This is a genomic window from Vespertiliibacter pulmonis, from assembly GCF_013377275.1.
Lineage (GTDB): Bacteria > Pseudomonadota > Gammaproteobacteria > Enterobacterales > Pasteurellaceae > Vespertiliibacter > Vespertiliibacter pulmonis.
Genome location: NZ_CP016615.1, coordinates 581,690 through 605,711, shown reverse-complemented (window position 1 = coordinate 605,711; position 24,022 = coordinate 581,690). Strand labels below are relative to the sequence as shown.

Annotated in this window: 23 protein-coding genes; 14 read left to right on the top strand and 9 right to left on the bottom strand. The window is 37.5% G+C overall.

Annotation, left to right across the window (positions count from 1 at the left end; genetic code table 11):
• The first annotated feature begins 57 nt into the window (after positions 1-57).
• Both A6B43_RS02995 and A6B43_RS02990 read left to right on the top strand, forming a co-directional pair.
• Positions 58-1,011, top strand: a complete 954-nt coding sequence (locus A6B43_RS02995; RefSeq protein ID WP_124211513.1) for an RsiV family protein — start codon at positions 58-60, stop codon at positions 1,009-1,011.
• 38 nt (positions 1,012-1,049) lie between these two features.
• Complete coding sequence (locus A6B43_RS02990; protein ID WP_124211512.1) at positions 1,050-1,988, top strand: DUF3298 domain-containing protein; 939 nt, start codon at positions 1,050-1,052, stop codon at positions 1,986-1,988.
• A gap of 84 nt (positions 1,989-2,072) precedes the next feature.
• Here the strand turns inward: A6B43_RS02990 and miaB are convergent, their stop codons facing one another.
• The 4 genes from miaB to A6B43_RS02970 form a co-directional block, all read right to left on the bottom strand.
• Entirely contained in the window at positions 2,073-3,503 is a 1,431-nt protein-coding gene (gene miaB, locus A6B43_RS02985) for a tRNA (N6-isopentenyl adenosine(37)-C2)-methylthiotransferase MiaB (RefSeq protein ID WP_124211511.1), read from the bottom strand.
• 205 nt (positions 3,504-3,708) lie between these two features.
• Complete coding sequence (gene crr, locus A6B43_RS02980) at positions 3,709-4,224, bottom strand: PTS glucose transporter subunit IIA (RefSeq protein WP_124211510.1); 516 nt, start codon at positions 4,222-4,224, stop codon at positions 3,709-3,711.
• Between the two features lie 73 nt (positions 4,225-4,297).
• Positions 4,298-6,019: a phosphoenolpyruvate-protein phosphotransferase PtsI gene (gene ptsI, locus A6B43_RS02975; protein WP_124211509.1), complete on the bottom strand. Its 1,722-nt coding sequence runs from the start codon at positions 6,017-6,019 to the stop codon at positions 4,298-4,300.
• An 86-nt stretch (positions 6,020-6,105) separates the two neighbouring features.
• The gene (locus A6B43_RS02970; protein WP_124211508.1) at positions 6,106-6,363 is read right to left on the bottom strand and encodes an HPr family phosphocarrier protein; all 258 of its coding nucleotides are present in this window, start codon (positions 6,361-6,363) and stop codon (positions 6,106-6,108) included.
• Between the two features lie 309 nt (positions 6,364-6,672).
• Here A6B43_RS02970 and asd point away from each other — a divergent pair, with 309 nt between their 5' ends.
• Positions 6,673-7,791 (top strand): aspartate-semialdehyde dehydrogenase, encoded by a 1,119-nt coding sequence (gene asd, locus A6B43_RS02965; RefSeq protein WP_124211507.1) that lies wholly within the window; start codon positions 6,673-6,675, stop codon positions 7,789-7,791.
• A 79-nt stretch (positions 7,792-7,870) separates the two neighbouring features.
• Here the strand turns inward: asd and A6B43_RS02960 are convergent, their stop codons facing one another.
• Complete coding sequence (locus A6B43_RS02960; protein WP_124211506.1) at positions 7,871-8,224, bottom strand: winged helix-turn-helix transcriptional regulator; 354 nt, start codon at positions 8,222-8,224, stop codon at positions 7,871-7,873.
• Positions 8,225-8,367: 143 nt separating this feature from the next.
• Between A6B43_RS02960 and A6B43_RS02955 the strand changes: the two genes are divergently transcribed.
• Entirely contained in the window at positions 8,368-8,601 is a 234-nt protein-coding gene (locus A6B43_RS02955) for a DUF896 domain-containing protein (RefSeq protein WP_124211505.1), read from the top strand.
• Between the two features lie 86 nt (positions 8,602-8,687).
• Entirely contained in the window at positions 8,688-9,557 is an 870-nt protein-coding gene (locus A6B43_RS02950; RefSeq protein WP_176672523.1) for a pirin family protein, read from the top strand.
• Between the two features lie 142 nt (positions 9,558-9,699).
• On the opposite strand, the gene A6B43_RS02945 is transcribed toward A6B43_RS02950, so the two are convergent.
• Complete coding sequence (locus A6B43_RS02945; RefSeq protein WP_124211504.1) at positions 9,700-10,830, bottom strand: porin; 1,131 nt, start codon at positions 10,828-10,830, stop codon at positions 9,700-9,702.
• Positions 10,831-10,987: 157 nt separating this feature from the next.
• Here A6B43_RS02945 and lpxB point away from each other — a divergent pair, with 157 nt between their 5' ends.
• Positions 10,988-12,169: a lipid-A-disaccharide synthase gene (lpxB, locus tag A6B43_RS02940; RefSeq protein WP_124211503.1), complete on the top strand. Its 1,182-nt coding sequence runs from the start codon at positions 10,988-10,990 to the stop codon at positions 12,167-12,169.
• An 80-nt stretch (positions 12,170-12,249) separates the two neighbouring features.
• On the opposite strand, the gene znuA is transcribed toward lpxB, so the two are convergent.
• Positions 12,250-13,203, bottom strand: coding sequence for a zinc ABC transporter substrate-binding protein ZnuA (gene znuA / locus A6B43_RS02935; protein ID WP_124211502.1), 954 nt, complete (start codon positions 13,201-13,203; stop codon positions 12,250-12,252).
• Positions 13,204-13,365: 162 nt separating this feature from the next.
• Between znuA and ubiD the strand changes: the two genes are divergently transcribed.
• The 3 genes from ubiD (at position 13,366) to A6B43_RS02920 (ending at position 16,631) form a co-directional block, all read left to right on the top strand.
• Entirely contained in the window at positions 13,366-14,841 is a 1,476-nt protein-coding gene (gene ubiD / locus A6B43_RS02930) for a 4-hydroxy-3-polyprenylbenzoate decarboxylase (protein WP_124211501.1), read from the top strand.
• 193 nt (positions 14,842-15,034) lie between these two features.
• A complete protein-coding gene (locus tag A6B43_RS02925) occupies positions 15,035-16,051 on the top strand; it encodes an extracellular solute-binding protein (protein WP_124211616.1) in 1,017 nt (338 codons plus the stop codon).
• 10 nt (positions 16,052-16,061) lie between these two features.
• Positions 16,062-16,631, top strand: a complete 570-nt coding sequence (locus A6B43_RS02920; RefSeq protein WP_124211500.1) for an acetate uptake transporter — start codon at positions 16,062-16,064, stop codon at positions 16,629-16,631.
• Positions 16,632-16,723: 92 nt separating this feature from the next.
• Here the strand turns inward: A6B43_RS02920 and mpl are convergent, their stop codons facing one another.
• Entirely contained in the window at positions 16,724-18,085 is a 1,362-nt protein-coding gene (gene mpl, locus A6B43_RS02915; protein WP_124211499.1) for a UDP-N-acetylmuramate:L-alanyl-gamma-D-glutamyl-meso-diaminopimelate ligase, read from the bottom strand.
• Between the two features lie 115 nt (positions 18,086-18,200).
• On the opposite strand from mpl, the gene fbp reads away from it, so the two are divergent.
• Positions 18,201-19,205, top strand: coding sequence for a class 1 fructose-bisphosphatase (fbp, locus tag A6B43_RS02910; protein ID WP_124211498.1), 1,005 nt, complete (start codon positions 18,201-18,203; stop codon positions 19,203-19,205).
• 188 nt (positions 19,206-19,393) lie between these two features.
• Complete coding sequence (locus tag A6B43_RS02905) at positions 19,394-20,989, top strand: ABC transporter substrate-binding protein (RefSeq protein ID WP_124211497.1); 1,596 nt, start codon at positions 19,394-19,396, stop codon at positions 20,987-20,989.
• Between the two features lie 109 nt (positions 20,990-21,098).
• Here A6B43_RS02905 and plsY read toward each other — a convergent pair whose 3' ends face one another.
• Positions 21,099-21,695, bottom strand: a complete 597-nt coding sequence (gene plsY / locus A6B43_RS02900; protein WP_124211496.1) for a glycerol-3-phosphate 1-O-acyltransferase PlsY — start codon at positions 21,693-21,695, stop codon at positions 21,099-21,101.
• A 74-nt stretch (positions 21,696-21,769) separates the two neighbouring features.
• Here plsY and folB point away from each other — a divergent pair, with 74 nt between their 5' ends.
• From folB to arcA, 3 genes are all read left to right on the top strand, one after another.
• Positions 21,770-22,129 carry a dihydroneopterin aldolase gene (gene folB, locus A6B43_RS02895; protein WP_124211495.1) on the top strand — a complete coding sequence of 120 codons (360 nt, stop codon included), beginning with the start codon at positions 21,770-21,772 and terminating at the stop codon, positions 22,127-22,129.
• Positions 22,130-22,181: 52 nt separating this feature from the next.
• Positions 22,182-23,093, top strand: a complete 912-nt coding sequence (cdd, locus tag A6B43_RS02890; RefSeq protein ID WP_124211494.1) for a cytidine deaminase — start codon at positions 22,182-22,184, stop codon at positions 23,091-23,093.
• A 146-nt stretch (positions 23,094-23,239) separates the two neighbouring features.
• Positions 23,240-23,956, top strand: a complete 717-nt coding sequence (arcA, locus tag A6B43_RS02885) for a two-component system response regulator ArcA (protein ID WP_124211493.1) — start codon at positions 23,240-23,242, stop codon at positions 23,954-23,956.
• Positions 23,957-24,022 lie beyond the last annotated feature (66 nt).

Genomic DNA, 24,022 nt, shown 5'->3' with positions numbered 1-24,022 from the left:
TTGCAAAAAATTAGGTAAGCTTACCGCTTGTATATTATTTATATAGGAACGAAAAATATGAAGAAATCATTGATCGGGCTAGTGATTACGTCCGTATTTTTATTTAGTGCTTGTGATGATAAAACATCAGCATTGATTGAAACTAATAAAAAATTGGGGCAATTAGAAGCTGATTCTAAACATTTAGAAAATATGCTAATGCAAAAAGAGCAAGAGCTAGATCAACTTAAATCGGGAAGACAAGCAGAAAATTGCTTCCAGCCTGCTATTCCTTTATTACAAGTTAAAACGGCCAAATTATTAGATAAAACGGAAATAATTAAGTTTGAAAAAGATCTAAATAACAGCGATGGAGTAGAGCAAAGTAATATTTCGATGTCTATTTCAACAGCTAAAACAGGTGTGAGTTGGCTTGATTCTTTATTATTAAAAAATATACTACTAAATTATACGAATCAAGATAAAAAAATCGAGATACAGAATAAAGCTATTACACCCGATGAAGTGAAAGCTTTTTTTGAAACGTTATATCAAGAAAATATAAAAAATGCCAAAGTAGATAAATCGATAGGCTTTGAAGATCTAATCTCAACTTATTATAGTGGCCAGCGTAATAATTTAGCGATGTTTAGCCAATCATTTTATAATTATTCAGGAGGCGCTCACGGTATATCTCATACGGATTACTTAAATATTGATCTGAATAAAAAAGCAATTATTCAACTTGATGATGTTGTTCCCCCTAAAAATCAGGCTAAATTAAAAGAGCAACTATGGGATCTTTATATGACGACTCATCTTGATGATAATGGTAAGTTTGATGACTCCTTTATGAAAAAAGAGGATTTTTATATCTCAAATAATTTTTATTTTACACCTGAAGGGATTGTTTTCGTTTATCCTGTTTATGCTTTAGGATCTTATTCTGAGGGTGAAGTGGAACTTTCAATCCAAGCTTATATGAATATTGATTCATTGCTTAACCCGGAGTATGTAATAAAAGAAGAGTAGATCACTAACTTATATCAATTATATGGGAATAAAACGACATGAATAAAGTATTATTAGGGCCTGCTACTATTTTAATATGTTTATTGGTTGCTTGTGATCGCACTTCATTAGTTGAAGCTAGTAAAAGGTTGGATAAGCTAGAGGCTAATTATAATAACTTAGAGCAAAATTTAAGACAGAAAGAGCAAGAACTTCTTGGTTTTCAGGAAAACTCCATTAAAAAAGTAGAAAATTGTTCACAGCAGGTAAGTCCATTAGTAAAAGTAGAAACAGTTAAATTGTTTGAGAAGATAGGTTCTATTAAGTTAGATGACTTAGAGTTAGAAAATAGAAGAACAATATTTATTTCGGCAGTAAAAACAAATATTGAATGGATAGATGAGCTTCTAAGAAAAAATATATGGCTATATTATAGTGAAAATAAATCGAAGGCATTTGTTTCTCAAGATGATATAAGAGATTTTTTTGATAAATATTTCGAAGGTGATGGATTTAAAGATAATCAGGGTAATTATTTTGAAAATCACATAGAAGTAGATACTCAGTATATTGGGCAACGTAATAATATTGTTACATTCTCACAGAGGTTTTCTTATGATGCTGGGGGCTCTGCAACGTATGTTTATGATACTGATTATTTAAATATAGATTTAAATAAGAAAGCGATTATTCGGCTTGATGATCTAGTTAGCCCTCATAATCAAACTAAATTACGGGATATATTATGGGAGCACCATAGCGTAATAAATCTAAATGGTAAATATGTTAGTGATACGGGTATGGATAAGAAAGAGAACTTTTATATTTCTAAAAATTTCTATTTTACATCTAGAGGTATTCATTTCGTTTATCCTGTTCACGAAGTAGGTGTGTATTGGAATCCTTTTTTACCTGAATATATGAATAGACGATCTGAGAGAGAGCTTATTATTCCATTTTATGAAATTGAAGAATTAATTAATCAAGATTATAGATGATGTGATTTATAATGTTTAGTAAAAAGACCGCTTGTTAAGTAGGATAAGCGGTCTTTTACTTTTTATTTTTGCAAATCAAGATGATTATAAATTAACAACGTATTTACCCACGCCGAGTTCATCTTCTTTACGAGTTCGATTAATTACATTTTGTGGGGATTCAATCACACGCAAGCCCATTTCATCTTCGGTACGAATAACTTCACCACGCAGAGAATTAGTATAAACATCAGTAATTTTCACATCGACAAATTTACCAATCATATCAGGAGAACCTTGGAAATTCACAATGCGGTTATTTTCAGTTCGCCCTGTTAATTCCATTAGATCTTTTTTCGATGGACCTTCGACTAAAATACGTTGTTCAGTGCCTAACATTAAACGACTAAATTGCATTGCTTGGTGATTGATTTGCTGTTGTAGGCGGTAAAGACGTTCTTTTTTCTCTTCTTCACTAACATCATCAGGTAAATCAGCTGCAGGTGTACCAGGTCGAGCTGAATAGATAAAGCTGAAACTCATATCAAAGTTTACTTGTTCAATCAATTTCATTGTATCTTCAAAATCTTTTGCTGTTTCGCCCGGGAAGCCGATAATAAAATCAGAACTGATTTGAATATCTGGTCGGACTTGGCGTAATTTTCGGATAATGGATTTATATTCCAATGCCGTATGATTACGTTTCATCATTGTTAGAACTCGATCTGAGCCACTTTGAACAGGTAAGTGAAGGAAGCTCACTAATTCAGGAGTATCACGGTAAACTTCAATAATATCATCGGTAAATTCAATCGGGTGGCTAGTAGTAAAACGCAAGCGATCGATTCCATCAATAGAAGCGACAAGACGGAGCAATTCAGCAAAAGTACATATACCACCGTCAAACGTTTCGCCACGGTAGGCGTTTACGTTTTGTCCTAGTAGGTTTACTTCACGCACGCCTTGAGCAGCGAGCTGGGCAATTTCAAATAAAACATCATCAATTGGACGGCTTACTTCTTCGCCACGAGTATAAGGCACAACGCAGAATGAGCAGTATTTGTTACAACCTTCCATAATAGAGACAAAGGCGGTTGGACCTTCGGCTCTTGGTTCAGGCAAGCGGTCAAATTTTTCAATTTCGGGGAAGCTAATATCTACAATTGAACTTTTACCACCACGGATTTGGTTAATCATCTCAGGTAAGCGGTGCAGTGTTTGTGGGCCGAAAACAATATCCACAAATGGTGCTCGCTGGCGGATATGCTCACCTTCTTGTGAAGCAACACAACCACCGACACCAATTACAAGGTGAGGTTTATTTTTTTTGAAATTTTTCCAACGACCAAGTTGGTGGAATACTTTTTCTTGCGCTTTTTCACGGATCGAGCAAGTGTTAAGTAATAAAACATCGGCTTCTTCTGCATTCTCTGTCAGCTCGAAACCGTGCGTGCTATTGAGGAGGTCTGCCATTTTAGATGAGTCGTACTCATTCATTTGGCAACCCCAAGTTTTTATATGGAGTTTCTGTGTCATCTTAAATAGTAGGTAAATTAAAGGGTTAAACTGAAAACGTAAAAATAAGGTTCACGTTTAAAAATGTTCGCTATTCTACCTGTTTGGCGAGATTTTAGCTATAAATTCGTGGGAAAGATTACAAGCGGTGAGTTTGTAATAGATTTTTGTAAAATAAAAACCACGTTTAACGTGGCTTTTAATTATATGTATATGGATTAATTTTTTATTTGGTAAGTGTTAAAACAATGCTCTCACCAGCAATTACTTCACCTGAATGTTTTTCTAATTTAGCAATTTCGTCCATATTTGAAATTACAACAGGAGTTAAAACGGATTTAGCTTTTGATTCAAGTTGAGCTAATTCAAATTTGAGAATGGGTTCACCCATTTTTACTTTCTGGCCTTCGTTTGCTAAACGGGTAAAGCCCTCGCCTTTTAGTTCAACGGTATCAATGCCGAAGTGTACGAAAAGCTCAACGCCCTCATCTGATTCGATTGAAAAAGCGTGGTTTGTTTCAAAAATTTTGCCGATAGTGCCATTTACTGGGGAAACGATAGTATCGCCATTTGGGCGGATTGCGATGCCATCGCCTACAATTTTCTCAGAAAATACAACATCTGGAACATCTTCAATATTTACTATTTCACCTGATAATGGGGCATAAATGTTCACGGTTTTAGGTGTTGAATCTTTCTTGCCTCCAAATAATTGAGCCAATATTCGATCTATGAAACCCATAATTAAATCTCCATTATTTAATTTTAATAAAATTCCCAACTATTCTAGCTGAGAATTTTATATTTGTATCTAGTTAGTTCAGTTTTTGATAAAAAGCATTTACTAGGTTTTCAATATCTGCTGCTGTAGGCTGCTGTAAGGCCTTATCAGCTAAAGCTTTGGCATCAGCAAAGTTGATATTCCGCACTAATTTTTTAACGTGTGGGATAGAAATACCGCTCATACTAAATTCATCTAATCCCATACCGAGTAAGAGAGCAGTTGCTCGTATATCGCCTGCTAGTTCACCACACATTCCTGTCCATTTGCCTTCTGCGTGAGAGGCATCAATCACTTGCTTGATAAGATTTAAAACAGAAGGTGCCATCGGGTTATATAAGTGAGCAATAATTTCGTTACCACGATCGACTGCAAGAGTATATTGCGTTAAATCATTTGTGCCGATACTAAAGAAATCAACTTCTTTGGCTAAGTGGCGGGCATTTACCGCAGCAGACGGTGTTTCTACCATTACGCCAATTTGAATATTTTCATCAAAGGCTTTACCTTCGGCACGAAGCTGATCTTTTAAGGTGGTAATGATGGCTTTTAGTTCTCGGATTTCTTCAACTGAAATAATCATTGGGAACATAATAGCCAGTTTACCAAAAGCAGATGCTCTGAGTACTGCACGTAGTTGGCAATCCAAAATTTCACGGCGAACTAAGCCGATACGCACTGCACGCCAGCCTAAGAACGGGTTCATTTCTTTAGGGAGATCGAGATAAGGCAACTCTTTATCACCGCCAATATCCATAGTACGAAGTACGATTAGTTTGCCAGGCATTGCTTCAACAACTTCTTTATAGGCGTGGAATTGCTCTTCTTCTGTTGGAAGTTGCTCACGATCCATAAATAAAAATTCAGTACGGTATAATCCAACACCTTCGCCACCATTACGGACGATACCTTCAACATCACGACTATTACCAATGTTGCCGACTAGCTCAATACGATGTCCATCTAAAGTTTGAGCGGGCAGATCTTTTAATTTTGCTAATTCGGCTTTTTCTGCTTGCTCTTGATTTTGTTGAGCTTTGAATTGTTCGATCTGTTCATCAGAAGGGTTGATATAGATTTGGTTATTTGTTGCATCTAAAATAATAAGATCACCAGTATTTACTAACGAGGTAATATTATTTGTACCCACAATAGCAGGTAGTTCTAGTGAACGAGCCATAATTGAGGTATGGGAAGTACGGCCACCTATATCAGTAATGAAACCAAGTACTTTATCTAAATTAAGTTGTGCAGTCTCTGATGGTGTTAAATCATAGGCAACAAGGATTGCTTCATCTTGAATATCGCCTAAATCTACAATGTGCATATTTAAAATATTACGCAATAAGCGATTACCAATATCACGAATATCACCCGCACGCTCTTTTAAGTATTCGTCATCAATATCTGCAAGCATTGCGACTTGCATATCAATGATTTTGCTTGTAGCGAGATCCGCAGTAACTAAATTTTCTTCCAAATAAGCAAGGATCTCTTCTTCAAGTTCTTCATCTTCTAAGATCATTAAATGGCCTTCAAAAATAGCTTCTTTTTCTGCACCTAATGTAATCCGAGCTTTCTCTTTAATTGCAGTTAATTGTGCGGCTGCTTTTTCTCGTCCTGCGAAAAATTTCGCTTTTTCTGCATCAATTTGATCTGCAGAAATTTTTTGGGTATTTAAGACAATAGGCTCTTCTTTTAATACAAGAGCTTTACCAAATACGATGCCGGGTGAGGCTGCGATACCAGTAATCATAATTAAATCCTTGATTATAAATATTGTGCAATAGCATAAAAAATTACCGTAGTAATTAACTACGGTAATTTAAAGAAATCAGAAAATTATTCTAGAGTAGGAACTAGATCTACTAAGAAATCAACTGCTTGTTGTTCGTCTTCACCTTCGGCTGAAATTGTCAGAACAGTACCTTGTGATAAGCCTAAGGTTTGTAATTTAAATAAACTCTTTGCACTTGCACTTTTATCACCAGAAGTAACAGTAATGGTAGAAACAAAACCTTTCGCTGCTTTTACAAATTCTGCCGCAGGACGAGTATGTAAACCATTTGCACCAATAATTGTAACGTCTTTTGCGTACATTTTTAGTTCCTCTTGAATAAATTTAAAGATTAAAAGCCTTGTTATAATAGGGGTATTTCCTTACTAAATTACGCTTACTTTACTACAAAATTAGCTGAAATACACGTTAAAAAATAGAGATAAGATGAGGGAAATATTTTGTGTTAGGCATAAAATAAATTTGTGATGTTTTACTCTTTTAATCAGTTGTAAAATCTATTTTGTATGAGTCCTTTTGTTTTCTATTGATTTTCATAAAAAATTTAGGTATTTATCATCTTTCAGGATTTTTATTTTTAAACACAGCATCAAATTAAATGGAGGAAGGAAATGCAAAATGTAGGTTTTATTGGTTGGCGAGGAATGGTCGGATCAGTGTTAATGGATAGAATGGAGCAAGAAAACGATTTTGCACATATCAATCCTATTTTTTTTACGACATCGCAAGCGGGTCAAAAAGCACCAATTTTTGCAGGTAAGGAATCGGGTGAGTTAAAAGACGCATTCAACCTTAATGAGTTGCAAAAACTAGATATTATCGTTACTTGTCAAGGTGGCGATTACACCAACGATATTTATCCAAAATTAAAAGCAACGGGTTGGAATGGTTATTGGATTGATGCGGCATCTGCATTGCGTATGAAAGATGATGCAATTATTGTGCTTGACCCTGTAAACCAAAATGTGATCGATGAAGGACTAAAAAATGGCATAAAAACTTTTGTGGGAGGGAACTGCACGGTAAGTTTAATGTTAATGGCGATTGGCGGATTATTTGAACGTGATTTAATTGAATGGGTTTCAGTAGCAACATATCAAGCTGCATCGGGAGCAGGGGCAAAAAATATGCGTGAATTACTTATGCAAATGGGTGAGCTTGAAAATTCAGTTAAAGCCAAACTCGCTGATCCCGCCTCATCAATTTTAGATATTGAGCGAAAAGTTACTGCAACAATGCGAGATGAAACCTTCCCAACAGCCAATTTTGGTGCACCGCTTGCGGGTAGCATAATCCCGTGGATTGACAAACTGTTGCCAGAAACAGGACAGACCAAAGAAGAGTGGAAAGGCTATGCAGAAACGAATAAAATTTTGGGATTGAGTGATAATCCAATCGCTGTGGACGGCTTATGCGTACGTATCGGCGCATTGCGTTGCCACAGCCAAGCCTTCACTATTAAATTGAAAAAAGATTTACCGTTAGATGAAATTGAACAAATTATCGCAAGCCATAATCAATGGGTGAAAGTGATTCCGAATGATAAAGAAGCAACACTGAGTGAACTTACCCCTGCAAAAGTAACTGGCACATTAAGTATTCCTGTCGGGCGTTTACGCAAATTAGCAATGGGAGGGGAATATCTTTCTGCTTTTACGGTGGGCGATCAATTATTGTGGGGAGCGGCAGAGCCTGTTCGCAGAATTTTAGTTCAACTCACTAAACAGTAATTTCACTTTACAAGCGGTTAGATTAAGTAAAAAAATGCCCTGAGATTATATCGGGGCATTTTTTTACCTAAATAAAATCTTATTTCTTATGTTTTACACATTCCGCTGCGTAGGTTTGCCCCCACTGGTACATCGCTTCTATGACTGGAATAAGGGTTGAGCCAAATTCTGTGAGAGAATATTCTACTTTTGGGGGGACTTGTGGATAGACTTCTCGATGAACAATGCCGTCATTTTCTAATTCCCGTAGCTGTAAGGTCAGCATTCTTTGGGTAACGTTACCAAGAAGCCGTTGTAATTCATTAAAACGGCGTGTTTCTTTGGCGATGTGATGAATAATCAATACTTTCCATTTCCCACCAATAATATCTAACGTTGTGCTAACAGGGCAACAAGGTGATTGTAAGTCAAGATTTTTGTTGTTTTCTCTCATTTAAATTCCTTTGTGTGAAAATTACTTTATGGTATCAAAATTGTGCGTACTTGTTTTTATGTTTGTACATCATATAATACACATAACAAAACGAAATGCTACTAAAAAAGCAGTTATTTTTAATTTAAGCTAAGGAGCAAATAATGCGTATCGTAGAGTTAGACAGAATTAATGAATTAGCCCGTAAAGCAAAAAATGTAGGTTTGAGTGGCGATGAAATTGCAGAACGTGCGGTATTGCGTCAAGCCTATCTTAGCCAAATCCGTGGACAGGTTACCAATATTCTTTCAACCGTAACCGTTGTTGATACGGAAGGTAATGATGTTACTCCGGCTAAATTGCGTGAAATGCAAGCAGCAGGAATGGTAATTCATTAAATTATAGCGTTATATAAATGTAAGAAAGCAGAAGGGACATTGTGATAAATGCAATGCCTTATTAAATAAAAATGAAGGATTTTAAAATGCGTAATGTAAAACAAGTTTATAAAGCAAATAGTCAGCACTGGGTTGGTGATGGTTTTTTAGTTCAGCCACTTTTTTCTCATATGGCGGAAGATAGAGGTACAAGCCCTTTTTTAATGTTGGATTATGCAGCTCCTTATTATTTTGAGCCGAACCGTAGCCACGATGCTCACGGTGTTGGAGAGCATCCTCACAAAGGTTTTGAAACAGTAACCATTGCGTATCAAGGTGAGGTTGCTCACCGTGATTCAACAGGTGGTGGTGGCGTTATTAAGGCAGGTGATGTGCAGTGGATGACGGCTGGTGCAGGAGTAATGCACGAAGAGTTTCATTCAGAGGAATTCAGCAAAACAGGCGGAATGTTTGAAATGGTACAACTTTGGGTTAATTTACCAGCGAAAGATAAGAATGTTCCTGCTCGTTATCAACATTTAGCGAAAGAGAATATTCCTATTATTCAATTACCTAATGAGGCAGGAAGTGTCCGTTTGATTGCGGGTGAAATAGATAATATTCACGGTGCAGCAGATACTTTTACAGAGCTAAATGTATGGGACGTAGCGATCAATGCGGGCAAAGAAGCGGTGTTTACTATTCCTGATAGTCATAATCTATCAATGGTTGTATTGCGTGGTGAAGCAACGTTTAACGGAAAAGATCGTGCAGGTGCAGGACAACTTGTTAATTTTGAACGTGAAAGTGGTGAAGTGCGAGTAACGGCAGGTGATGCAGAAGTGAAAATTTTGTTACTTTCTGGCGTGCCTATTGATGAACCCGTAGTTGGATATGGGCCATTTGTTATGAATTCGATGGCAGAAATCCGACAAGCGGTTAGTGATTTTAATAGTGGACGCTTTGGGCGAATTTAATTAACACAAATAGTACAAAATAACTAAAAACGGTAGCTTGACTACCGTTTTTTATGGGCAAAACAAGCGGTGAGATTAGTACGAAATTTTGCATTGCAAATTATTTTTTAATCTTACCGCTTGTAGCGTGCAATTTTATCTATTACCAGAAAATACGCAGACCAACTGCTACTGCATTGTCACGAATTTTTGCAACTTTTTCTCTATTTGAATAATGTTTTGCACGGCTTGTTGCAACTTCAGCAAAAGTTTTTACTTGCTTAAAGTAAGCAGGAATCAACGCATTAGGTGCAAGAGAATATTCTGTTCCCACCATAAATTGATGCTTTTTCACATTATTATCGGCATCGCTAACAGCGATCAATTTATCTGTTTTATAGGCATACATGGTATAAGCCGCCCAGTTATCAGTTAGTTTATGTTTAAGAACACTACGCACTTCTGATTGAGTACGTTTGTTACCTATTTGACCTTGATCGTGGGTTATAGCACGTTCTAAATCAATACCAAGCGTAGTGCGATCAATTGTATAGGCCGTCCCCAATGAATAAGCAGTGCGATCAAACTTATTATTTGTACCTGAATTGAATGCACGCTCACGGGTTACCCCTGTGCCAATTTTGATAGATTGCGGGTTTTCGCCCGAAGAAATAGTACCGTTATAGATGGCCGCCAAGCCCCAGACATCTTTACGTTGATTATGTAAGTTTAGCCCTGCCATATTACGTTTACTTTTACCGCCAAAGAAACCACCGAGTTTTAATCCCTCAATTCCTTTGTAAGTATATTGTGCAACTTTACGAGCAGAGCCTACCAGTAATCCATCACTTAAACTTAGGGTATTACCTAAATCAGTCTGTTTTACTTCATCGGTAATGGTTGTCATATTACCGTAGGTAAGTTCACCATATTGTGCATGCCCAATTCCAGCAAACAGTTGGCAGGTGTAAATATCATCAAAATCGTGTTGTGATGATGATGTGCCACGAAAACGCCATTCCACATTGCCTAAAGCGTAAGCACCTAAACCCAGATCTTGTTTAATTTTAAAGCCAAAACGTGAGCCATTATTTGCCACAGCGTGGTTAATATGTTCTTTTTTGCTTTCTCCATTGATGGCTTGGTTTTTATGAGATGTACTTTTCCAAACAATACGAGCAGACCCTGTAAAATCAACTGTAGTACCCGTTTGTTCGCTTTTTAGTAGTGGGTAAGCCTGTGCTGATGCGGTTGCAAGTGCAATAGCAGATAGGATAAAAATCTGTTTTTTCATTTTATTTACTCCGAATAATAATATAAAACAAGAAGAGAGGGGAAACCTGAAGGGATTATACTCCATTTATTACGCCAAATGGTGTAGATCTTGTGGTTGGACGAATGACTTCTGCCCTTTATAATGAGGCAATTTTAACTAAAAAGATTGAAAGAAAATGACAAATTCATCTCCCTTAATTGCGATTGTTGCAGGTGAAGTATCTGGTGATATTTTGGGGGCAGGGCTGATCAATGCGCTGAAAGTACGTTATCCAAATGCTCGTTTTATCGGTGTTGCAGGCGAGAAAATGCTCCAAGCTGGCTGTGAAACGCTATTTGATATGGAAGAGCTATCGGTAATGGGACTGGCAGAAGTCGTGAAGCATCTCCCCCGATTATTGAAACGCCGTCAGCAAGTAATTAACACGATGTTAATGCGTAAACCTGATATTTTTATTGGGATCGATGCACCTGATTTTAATCTTTATGTAGAAGAAAAATTAAAATCTAAAGGAATAAAAACAATTCATTATGTTAGCCCGTCAGTGTGGGCATGGCGGCAAAGTAGAGTACATAAAATTGCCCGAGCAGTGGATATGGTATTGGCGTTTTTGCCTTTTGAAAAAGCTTTCTACGATAAATTTAATGTGCCTTGCCGTTTTATTGGGCATACAATGGCAGATACCATTGCGTTAAAACCAAGCCGTCAAGAGGCTTGTCAGTTACTGGGGCTTGATGAAGCACAACGTTATGTTGCCATTTTAGTTGGTAGTCGGGGGAGTGAAGTAAGTTTTTTGAGCGAACCCTTTTTAAAAACAGCTCAACAGCTAAAAGCCCAATTTCCCGATATTCAATTTCTGTTTCCGCTAGTAAATGAAAAACGGATTGCTCAATTTGAAGCGATTAAAGCTCAAGTTGCCCCAGAGCTTGACGTGCATATTTTAAAGGGTAATGCTCGTTCTGCGATGATTGTTGCAGATGCAACTTTACTTGCTTCTGGCACAGCCGCATTGGAAGCAATGTTATGTAAATCCCCGATGGTGGTTGGATATAAAATGAAGCCGACAACGTATTGGCTGGCGAAAAAATTAGTAAAAACTGATTATATTTCATTACCAAATTTACTGGCGAACGCACCGCTTGTACCTGAGTTAATTCAAGATGAGTGTAATCCTGAGAATTTAGCTAATCATTTGGCGAGATATTTATCTACTGCTCCTGATGACTTAAAACAAAAAAATGTCTTAAAACAACGTTTTATTGAACTTCATCAGCAAATTCAAAGTAATGCAGATTATCAGGCAGCTCAAGCCGTTGCTGATGTATTATCAGAAAATGGTAGTGAAGGAGTAGAATAGCTTGGAAATAAAAAACGTAGCCAATTTGTTGTTTATTTAAAATTGGCTACGTTTTATTTTACGTTCAATTATGTATTCTATTATTTAATTAAACATTCACTAAATTGGTCTGCAATGGATTGTAAAAATTGTGGATAGGCATCTTTACCCATTGCTACTTTTTCACCGAGCGGATCAAGTCTGCCGACTTTAACTGCTGTGCCTTTGCTTAGGCTTTCAATAACTTTTGGAGTAAATTGTGGTTCAGCAAATAAGCATTGAGCTTGGTGTTCTTTGATACTATGCTTGATTTTGTTTAGGGTTTTTGCCCCTGGTGCAATGGTTGGGTTAATAGTAAATGAACCAAGTGAATTTAATCCATAGGCACGTTCAAAGTGTCCGTAAGCATCGTGGAATGTGTAGTAACCTTTGCCTTTCGCTTTCGACAGTTGAGCGGTGATTTCGCTATTTTTTTTGTTAAGAGTAGTTTTGAAATTAGCAAGATTTGCTTCAATTTTTGCTTTTTGTTCTGGCATTTGTTGGCTTAAACGTTGCGCAATTTGTTCAGCAATATGTTCACTGGCAACGGGTGAAAGCCAAACGTGCCAGTCTTTATCATGGCTATGTCCGTGATGATCGTGCCCGTGTTCGTGATGATGATCGTGAGCATCGTCATCGTGGTCATCATCGTGATCGTGGTGTTCGTGTTTCCCTTCTTTTTTAGTCGCATCAACGATAGCTTTAATGGCTGCGACATCTTCTAATTCCAGCACTTTTTCCTCTGGGAATTTTTCAACCGCTTTTTCTAGGAAGGTTTCCATTTCATCGCCAACCCAAACAATTAGTTGAGCAGATTTTAATTTTTCAATATCAGACGGTTTTAAATTATAGTCGTGGGGCGAAGCACTCATTGGTAGTAATACTTGAGTATTCGTTACGCCATCAGTAATTGCATTAGCAATAAAGCCTAATGGTTTTACTGTTGTGATTACATCGGCATTAGCAACTGCAGTTGCTCCTAGTAAAGCAAGGCTTAGAGCCGTTTTTTTAAACATTATGGGTTCTCCTATTCAATGAATATGAATAAATAGTAGCAGAATTTAGTAATATTTCTATAATTTTTTTATGGTTATTTCTGTGCGGTAAAATTTTATACGGATCTCACCGCTTGTTGGTATGAGATTTGTTATACTGATGATAAATTTAGGGTGGATAGAATGAAATATAAAAATTTACGAGATTTTCTTGAATTATTAGAACAAAAAGGCGAATTAAAACGGATTTATCAGGAAATTGATCCTTATTTGGAAATGACGGAAATTGCAGATCGTACCTTACGAATGGGAGGTCCTGCATTGCTGTTTGAAAACCCAAAAGGATATTCAATGCCTGTGTTATGCAATTTATTTGGTACACCTGAACGAGTCGCAATGGGAATGGGGCAACCTGATGTGTCGGCGTTGCGGGAATTAGGTAAATTATTAGCATTTTTAAAAGAACCAGAGCCTCCAAAGGGATTTAAAGAATTGTTTGGACAGCTTCCGCAGTGGAAGCAAATTCTGAATATGCCGAGTAAAGTTGTGAGCAAAGCGGAATGCCAGCAAGTTGTTTTAACGGGCGATGAAGTTGATTTGTACCAATTACCGATTATGCACTGTTGGCCAGATGATGTTGCCCCATTGATAACGTGGGGGCTTACAATCACACAAGGCCCTTATAAAAAGCGACAAAATTTAGGCATTTATCGCCAACAGCTTATCGGAAAAAATAAATTGATTATGCGTTGGCTTTCCCACCGTGGCGGTGCGTTAGATTTTCACGAATGGAAAGAAGCTCACCCAAATGAGCCGTTTCCTGTTTCGGTAGCATTAGGGGCTGATCCTGCCACAATTTTGGCAGCGGTTACCCCCATTCCTGATAGCTTATCGGAATATGCCTTTGCAGGCTTACTGCGTGGTAATAAAACGGAAGTAACTAAATCGCTTACGAATAATTTAGATGTTCCAGCCAGTGCGGAAATAGTATTAGAGGGGTATATTGATCCAAATGAAACGGCATTGGAAGGCCCTTATGGCGATCATACTGGTTATTACAATGAGCAGGAATATTTTCCTGTTTTCACTGTAACGCATATCACGATGCGAAAAGATGCGATTTACCATTCTACTTATACGGGGCGACCGCCTGATGAACCAGCTGTTTTAGGCGAGGCGTTGAATGAAGTATTTATTCCTATTTTACAAAAGCAATTTCCAGAAATTGTTGATTTTTATTTACCTCCAGAAGGCTGTTCTTATCGGTTGGCGGTAGTTACCATTAAAAAGCAGTACGCAGGGCACGCAAAACGAGTGATGATGGGAGTTTGGTCGTTTTTACGTCAATTTATGTACACAAAATTTGTGATCGTATGTGATGATGATGTGAATGCAAGAGATTGGAAAGATGTAATTTGGGCGATCACGACTCGTTGTGATCCTGCACGGGATACCACGTTGATTGAGCATACACCGATTGATTACCTAGATTTTGCTTCCCCAGTGGCAGGACTTGGTTCAAAAATGGGAATTGATGCGACTAATAAATGGGCGGGAGAAACTCAGCGTGAATGGGGAACGCCGATTGTTAAAAATGCTGAAGTTGTTAAGCGTATTGATGATATTTGGGAGCAACTTGGTATTGAAAAAAGCCTGTAAAACGTAAAATTTTGAGCATATCTTACCGCTTGCATTTTCAATTAAATGAAATATCGTTATACTTTTACTTGATTTTATAGTCAAAAAGGGTGTAAAAGCAGTAATATTTCTGTTTTTTACAAATTCTTAACATTTCCTAATCGTGAGGAAGAATAAATTGATCAAATTAGGTCGAACATTTTTTGCCAAATTGATGGTCGCTACAGTCGCTTTTTATGCGTTTACTGCACAAGCTGCCGAAAAATTATATGTATATAACTGGACGGAATATGTCCCATCATCGTTATTGGAACAATTTACCAAAGAAACAGGGATTGAAGTCATCTATTCTACCTTTGAAAGTAATGAAGAGATGTACTCTAAGCTCAAATTGGGTAATGGTGGTGGCTATGATATCGTTTTTCCATCAAGTTACTATGTCGGTAAAATGGCGAAAGAAGGAATGCTCGCAGAAATTGATAAAAGTAAGCTGAGTAATATTGGGAATGTAAGCCCTTCTTTAATGGGGAAACCATTTGACCCAGAAAATAAATATTCATTGCCCTATGTCTATGGTTTAACGGGCATTGGGGTAAATAGTTCTAGTATTGATCCAGCAAGTTTAACGAGCTGGGGCGATTTCTGGAAACCTGAATTCAAAGGCAAATTATTGCTGATGAATGATGCTCGGGAAGTTTTCCATATTGCATTATTGTTAGACGGTAAATCGCCGAATACCACTAATCCTGAGGAAATTAAAGCAGCCTACGAGCGTTTAGAGAAGTTGGTGCCGAATGTTTTGGTGTTTAATTCTGATTCTCCTGAAATGCCTTATTTACAGGGTGAAGTTGATGTAGGAATGATATGGACAGGTTCTGCCCATCGAGCAAAAAGTGAAAATCCAGACATTAAATTTATCTTTCCGAAAGAAGGTGCTGTTGTATGGATGGATAATTACGCTATTCCGAAACAAGCCAAAAATAAGGAAGCAGCACATAAATTTATTGATTTCTTGTTGCGTCCTGAAAGCGCTAAAGCGGTGATTGAATTGATGGGCTTCTCAATGCCGAACGAAAAAGTTAAACCTTTATTAGATCCGAGTCTTGTGAATGACCCATTGATTTTCCCTCCGCTTGAGGAAATTGAAAAAAGCGTTTTACAAAGTGATGTTGGCGATGCCGTCGAGATCTATGAAAAATATTGGAATTTACTTAGAACAAGCAGCAAATAAGGGGGCTTAAATGTCTATTAATCAAAATCAAACGGCGAATCCAGCACCATTAGGTCTGTGTGGATTTGCATTAACAACGTGGCTACTTAGTTTAATCAATAATGGTAGTTTTTCAGGCGATAATGTAGGTTTAGTGTTGGCAATAGGGCTTGCTTTTGGCGGAACAGCTCAGATGATTGCAGGTATGTTTGAGTTTTCAAAAGGAAATACCTTTGGATTTACTGCATTTATTAGCTATGGTGCATTTTGGTGGTCTTTTGCGTTATTTAAGATTTTCTTTGCCAGTGGCGTTGCGTCAGAATTTGTTGGCTGGTATCTGACCGCTTGGGGAACATTTACGCTAATGATGTTTATCGGTTCTTTAACTAAGCCTCGTGCATTACAAGCCGTTTTCTTATTTTTAATCATTACGTTCTATTTACTTGCCGCAGGTGATTTTATGGGTAATGTATCAATTACGCATATTGGCGGGAATTTTGGATTATTAACAGCGTTATGTGCATTCTATTTAGCTGCTGCGGAAGTTATTAATGAAAGTTTTGGACGCACAGTTTTACCTATCGGTGCACCGAAAGCGTAGTAGATTAAACTGAAATTAAAATCTATATAATAGCCCCACCGTTTAACGATGGGGCTATTTATTTTTTATATATATTGATATGAAAAACGGTATTATTCAGCCAGTTTACTGATTAATTTCTGATGAATGCCACCAAAAGCTCCGTTACTCATTACTAAAATATGATCGTTAGGCTGTGCTGTTTGGGCTATCAATTCCACTAATTCATCGATATTTGCCGACCATTGTGCGGGCTGAGTAAGGCTGTCGGTAATAGCGCTGACTTGCCACGGAATAATGTCTGGTTGGAAGATAAAAACTTGATCGGCATTTGCTAGTGCTGGGGCAATTTCATCTTTATGTACGCCCATTTTCATCGTATTTGAGCGAGGTTCAAGCACAGCTAAAATGCGTTGGTTATCGCCAATTTTCCCCCGTAATGCAGCAATTGTGGCACGAATAGCGGTTGGGTGGTGGGCAAAATCATCGTAAACAGTAATTCCTTGAACTGTCCCTTTTATTTCTAAGCGGCGGTTGGCATTGATAAAACTGCCTAAGGCTTTACACGCAATTTCTATGGAAACACCTGCGTGGTGAGCAGCGGAAATTGCCATTAATCCATTATGCATATTATGTTCACCTAAAATTTGCCAATGAACTTCACCTACTTTTTTGCCAAAGTGATAGACTTCAAATTGAGTGCAATCATTGGTTATTGCTTGGGCAAACCATTCTTGATTGCTACCAATAAATTGTAGTTCGCTAAAACTGCCCATTTTGAGTGTATCTTGAACGTTTTCATCCTCTTTTGCCGATAAAATTCGTCCTGTTTGTGGCATTGTGCGGATTAAATGGTGAAATTGGCGTTGTATAGCGGTGAGATCATCAAAAATATCTGCATGATCAAAATCAATATTATTGAGAATTAAGGTTTTTGGATTATAGTGAACAAATTTTGAACGCTTATCAAAGAATGCGGAATCATATTCATCGGCTTCAATCACAAAAAATGGTGCTGAGCCTGCTCGAGCAGAAATACCAAAATTGCCTGCAATTCCACCAATTAAGAATCCTGGGTTTAGCCCTGCTTGGTCTAAAATCCACGCTAACATTCCAGTGGTTGTAGTTTTACCGTGCGTACCTGAAACGGCTAATACCCAACGGTTTTTTAGTAAATGGTCGTGTAACCACTGTGGCCCTGAAGTGAAATTGAGTTGATTATCTAAAATATATTCTACACAAGGATTTCCACGGCTAATGGCATTTCCAATAATCACAACATCAGGCGTGGGTTGAAGCTGGTCAATGTCATAGTTGGGGATAATTTCAATTCCACTATTTTCTAAAAACGTACTCATCGGTGGGTAAATATTAGTATCTGAGCCCGTTACTTTATAGCCAAGCTCACGGGCAATAATGGCGACACCGCCCATAAAAGTGCCACAAATGCCGAGAATATGAATATGTTTTTGCATAAAATTCCTTGAGTGTAAATAAGTGTGAACTAAATCACAAAATAAAAATTTGCTTTCCTGTTCAATCAGTGTTGGACTGTATAATAAAGCAAATATAGCAGATAAGGTAAAGAAAATGAAAACACTTGGTGAATTTATCATCGAAAAACAGGCAGAATACCCAGGAGCAAAAGGCGAATTAAGCGGAATTTTATCGTCTATTCAGCTATCAGCAAAAATTATTCACCGAGATATAAACCGAGCAGGACTGACACAAGATATTCTAGGGGCATCGGGTGATGAGAATATTCAAGGTGAAGTGCAGATGAAATTAGATTTATTTGCTAATGAAACGATGAAAAAGGCCTTAATTGCTCGTGGAGATGTTGCAGGCTTTGCTTCAGAGGAAGATGATACTTTCATTGCATTTGATACCGAGCGGGGGCGAAATGCAAAGTATATTTTAATGACAGATCCTCTTGATGGTTCATCAAATATTGATGTAAATGTATCGGTGGGGACAATTTTTTCAATTTATAAACGGATTTCGCCGATTGGTACGCCCGTTACTCTTGAAGATTTTTTACAACCAGGGCGTGAACAAGTAGCGGCGGGCTATGTAACTTATGGCTCTTCAACGATGTTAGTTTATACCACAGGAAATGGGGTAAATGGTTTTACTTACGATCCTTCTTTGGGGGTATTTGCACTTTCTCACCCTAATATGCGAATGCCGTTTGAAGGTCAGTATTACTCAATTAATGAAGGACATTATGTAACTTTTCCTGAAGGGGTTAAACGTTTTATTAAGTATTGCCAAGTGGAAGATAAAGCAACCAAACGCCCTTACTCTTCACGCTATATTGGCTCTTTAGTTTCTGATTTTCATCGTAATTTGCTTAAAGGTGGAATTTATCTATACCCAACAACTACAGCTTACCCACAAGGTAAGTTACGTTTGTTGTATGAAGGTAATCCAATGGCATTTATTGCGGAACAAGCCGGGGGAATGGCAACTAACGGTAAAATGCCGATTTTAGATATTCAGCCTACCGAGCTTCATCAACGTACTCCATTTTTTGTTGGTTCAACCCAAATGGTACAAAAAGTGGAAGATCTATTAAGAGAGTTTGATAGATAACTAAATATACTGTACAAGCGGTCAGTTTTCCTTATTTTTTGCAAAGCGAACGACAATAGCATAAAATCTGAAAAAGTAACCGCTTGTATTGATTTATAATAGCGGATTGTTTCCGATTCTTTTCTTTATCTTTTGCGAACATATCGTTATCTTGCAAAGAATTTTTTCATTTCCCCTGAGGAGGCACTATGAAATTACGTACGAAAATGTCTTTAATGGCAACCACATTATTGGTTACAGGGCTTGCACAAGCCGCCGATAAAACATTTGTGAATTGTGTGAGCCGTTCACCAACGGGGTTTAGCCCAGCACTAGTTATGGACGGTATTTCGTATAATGCAAGCTCACAACAGGTTTATAATCGTTTGGTTGAATTTAAACGAGGATCGACTGAAATTGAGCCTGCTTTGGCAGAGAGCTGGACAGTTAGTGATGATGGGTTAACTTATACGTTTAAGCTACGTCAAGGGGTGAAATTCCATTCGAATAAAGCATTTGAGCCAAGCCGTGATTTTAATGCTGATGATGTACTGTTTTCGTTCCAACGTCAGTTAGATTCAAATCATCCATATCACAATGTTTCTAAGGCAACTTATCCCTATTTTAATGCGATGAAGTTTCCTAAATTATTGAAATCTGTGGAAAAAGTTGATGATTATACGGTAAAAATCACGCTAAATAACCCTGATGCGACTTTCCTTTCAAGCTTGGGTATGGATTTTATTTCAATTTATTCAGCAGAATATGCTGATAAAATGTTAGCTGCTGGCAAACCTGAGATGGTTGATACTACGCCAATTGGCACAGGGCCTTTCGTATTTGCAGGCTACCAGCTAGATCAAAAAATTCGTTTCCTAGCGAATAAATCCTATTGGAATGGAAAAGCTGATATTGATCGTCTAATTTTTGATATTGTACCTGATGCCACAACACGTTATGCGAAGCTACAAGCAGGTACTTGCGATATGATCGATTTCCCAAATGCAGCAGATTTGGAAAAAATGAAAACCGATCCGAAAGTGAATTTGCTTTCACAGCCAGGGTTGAATATTGCTTATATCGCATTTAATACCGAAAAAGCACCTTTTGATAACGTAAAAGTTCGTCAGGCATTAAATTATGCGGTGGATAAAAAAGCAATTTTAGATGCAGTCTATCGTGGTGCAGGTGTTATTGCTAAAAACCCATTACCGCCAACAATTTGGGGCTATAACGATCAAATTACAGATTATGAATATAATCCAGAAAAAGCCAAAGCCTTGTTAAAAGAAGCGGGCTTTGAAAATGGATTTGAAACTCAAATTTGGGTACAGCCTGTCGTTCGTTCATCAAATCCAAGCCCACGCCGTATGGCAGAACTTATTCAAGCAGATTGGGAAAAAGTTGGAGTAAAATCAAAATTAGTCAGCTATGAGTGGGGTGATTATATTAAACGTACCAAAGCGGGTGAACTTACTGCGGGAACTTATGGTTGGTCGGGCGATAATGGTGATCCTGATAATTTCTTATCACCGCTGTTAGGTAGTGATAATATTGGTAATAGCAACTATGCTCGCTTTAAGAATGCAGAGTTTGATGATTTGTTAAATAAAGCGATTAAATTATCTGATAAAACAGAACGTGCGAAACTTTATGAGCAAGCACAGGTTTTATTAAAAGATCAAGCTCCTTGGATCAATGTGGCACATTCGATTAATTTTGCACCAACGAGCAAGCGAGTGCAGGGTTATAAACAAAGCCCATTTGGTTATTCATATTTTTACGGTACAAAAATTGTTGAATAACAAGCGGTAAGATTAGACAATTTTTTTGCAAATAATGGCTATTTGTTGCATATAAGTACAGCAGATAGCCATTTTTATTGTATAAATTTTGTTAGCTGAATAGTTACGTTTACTTATCTAATTTACTCCAGATCTTATTTTCTTTGCCACGCCATAATCGTTGAATATTATCGTGGTGGCGATAAACAAGTAAACAACAAACGAGAGCAACAGGAAAAGTCAGTTCAGGTTTAAATAGCCAGACATATAATGGCATACAGAGTGCTGTGATGACGGCACTGAGTGATGAATACCGAGAGATTAAAAAGACCAGCAACCACGTTCCAAATGCTAACCCTGAAATAAGGTAACCCATAGGTAAAATTGCCCCAAAAGCGGTTGCAACCCCTTTTCCACCACGGAATTTAAAGAAAATAGGAAAGACGTGTCCAAGACAAGCCGTCAACGCAATTAAACCGATTTGAGTAGGTGTAAAATTGAGATAAAAGCCCAGAGAAACGGGCAACAATCCTTTTAAAATATCGCATAGTAGTACACCGAGTGCGGATAGTTTCCCTCCAATTCTTAATACATTGGTTGCCCCTGGATTGTGTGAGCCATTTTCTCTTGGGTCAGGCAGACCAGCTAAACGGCAGAAAATAACTGCACTGGAAATAGAACCTAATAAATATGCACCTAAAATGATTAAATAAGCAATGGTATTCATTGTTCCTCTTCTTGAGCCGATCAGTTTTGTGTTATTCTACCCGAACTTTTCAAAAAAGTAGAAGAAGGAAAAAAATGAGTGATAAAGTTTTTATTCATGAACTTACCGCTTTTGCTTCAATTGGTGCTTATGATTGGGAGCATACGATTAAACAGCGGTTAGTTTTTAATATCGAAATGCTTTGGGATTTTACTAGAGCAGTGTCTGAGGATAATGTTGAATTTTGTTTGAATTATGCTGAAGTTTCGCAAAAAATTTTAGATTTTGTCGAGAAAACACCATTTCGTTTGGTTGAAACAGTCGCTTATCAAGTCGCTGATCTTCTGCAAAATAGTTACGGTATCGAGGCATTAAAGATCGAGCTTCATAAACCTAAAGCAGTAGCCCAAGCCAGCAGTGTCGGAGTTATTGTTACCCGAGGAAATATTGTATAAGTCTTTTTAAGAGTATAATAAATCTAACGTGATAAGAGAAAGGAGAATTTCGATGGAAAATCAATCAACAATTCAGCAACGGCTAATGGCTTTGGATATTTCCTCTAACCCTGCTGTATTATCTGCATTACGATCAGCTTTAGAAAAACAAAAATTTCACGCTCAGTTTTCAGCAGAACAGGTTCAGCAGTGGTGTGAAGAATTTCAGCTTTCTACGGTGGCATTAGCGTTACTTTGTTTACCCTTAGCGGCTTGTTATGCACTTGCTCCAGTGTCAAATTTTTATGTCGGAGCTATTGCGATTGGGAAATCAGGTAAATTCTATTTTGGTGCAAATCAAGAGTTTGCTAATGATGCGATCCAGCAATCAGTACACGCCGAGCAGAGTGCGATTTCCCATGCTTTAGTTTCAGGTGAGATAGGCATTACGGATATGATCGTCAATTATACCCCTTGCGGGCATTGTCGGCAATTTATGAATGAATTAAATACAGCTGAAACTCTCAATATTCATTTGCCCCATAGTCAAAATAATTTGTTACATAGTTATCTGCCCGATGCGTTTGGGCCAAAAGATTTGAATGTTAATGCAGTTCTGTTTGATAATCAAATTACAACTGATTTGCAAAACTCAGAAGTAAACGACCCGCTTGTGCAACAAGCAATCAATTCAGCATATCGTTCTTACGCTCCTTATAGCCAAGCAAAAAGTGGTGTAGCATTGCAGGTAGGTGATCAAATTATTACAGGGCAATACGCAGAAAATGCGGCATTTAACCCAAGTTTTTTAGCGTTACAAAGTGCATTAAATCATCAAAGATTACGAGGGCTTGATCATATTCCCGTTAGGCGAGTAGTGTTGGCGGAGCAAAAATCGGTACTAAGTCATCGAAATATCACCGAATCACTTGCTCGTCACTATTTAGGGCTAGCCGTAGAGTATATTTCATTAGCAACTATGTAAATTTCCATTCAAAATTTGATTAGAATAAATTAAATGTAAAATAATTTTTTCTATAAGTTGTAAATGATACGTAAAATATCTCCCTGAACTTGAAACAAGTGAGATAATTGCAGAATTAAGTTTTTATTATTGTTAAGGGAAGAAAAATGCAAAACCCACAAATTTTAATTGTAGAAGATGAAACGGTAACACGCAGTACGCTCAAAAGTATTTTCGAAGCAGAAGGCTACGATGTGTTTGAAGCAAGCGATGGCGTAGAAATGAATACTGTGCTTGAAAAGCATAAAATCCATTTAGTGATTATGGATATAAATTTACCGGGTAAAAATGGTTTAATGTTAGCTCGTGAATTGCGTGAAAATACAAATATTGCACTAATGTTTTTAACAGGCCGAGATAACGAAGTTGATAAAATTCTTGGGTTAGAAATTGGGGCAGATGATTACATTACGAAGCCATTTAATCCAAGTGAGCTAACCATTCGGGCGAGAAATTTGTTACAACGAACAATGGGCGAGAACGATAAAAGCTCGAAAGAAACGATAACGGCTGAGAGTTATCATTTTAATGGGTGGGTGCTTGACGTAAACAGTCGCAGTTTAATTAACCCTGAAGGCGAAGTGATTAAGTTACCTCGTAGTGAATTTAGAGCATTGCTCCATTTTTGTGAAAATCCGGGTAAAATTCAAACCCGTGAAGAGCTATTAAAAAGAATGACAGGCAGAGAGCTAAAACCGCACGATCGTACCGTTGATGTTACGATCCGCCGTATCCGTAAACATTTTGAAGATCACGCAAATGGGCAAGAAATTATTGTTACCGTTCACGGAGAAGGCTATCGCTTTTGTGGTGAATTAGTGTAATTTTAATTTTTTAATCAATAAGCGGTTAGATTGTGTAAAAAATTGCAAAATCTAACCGCTTTCTGT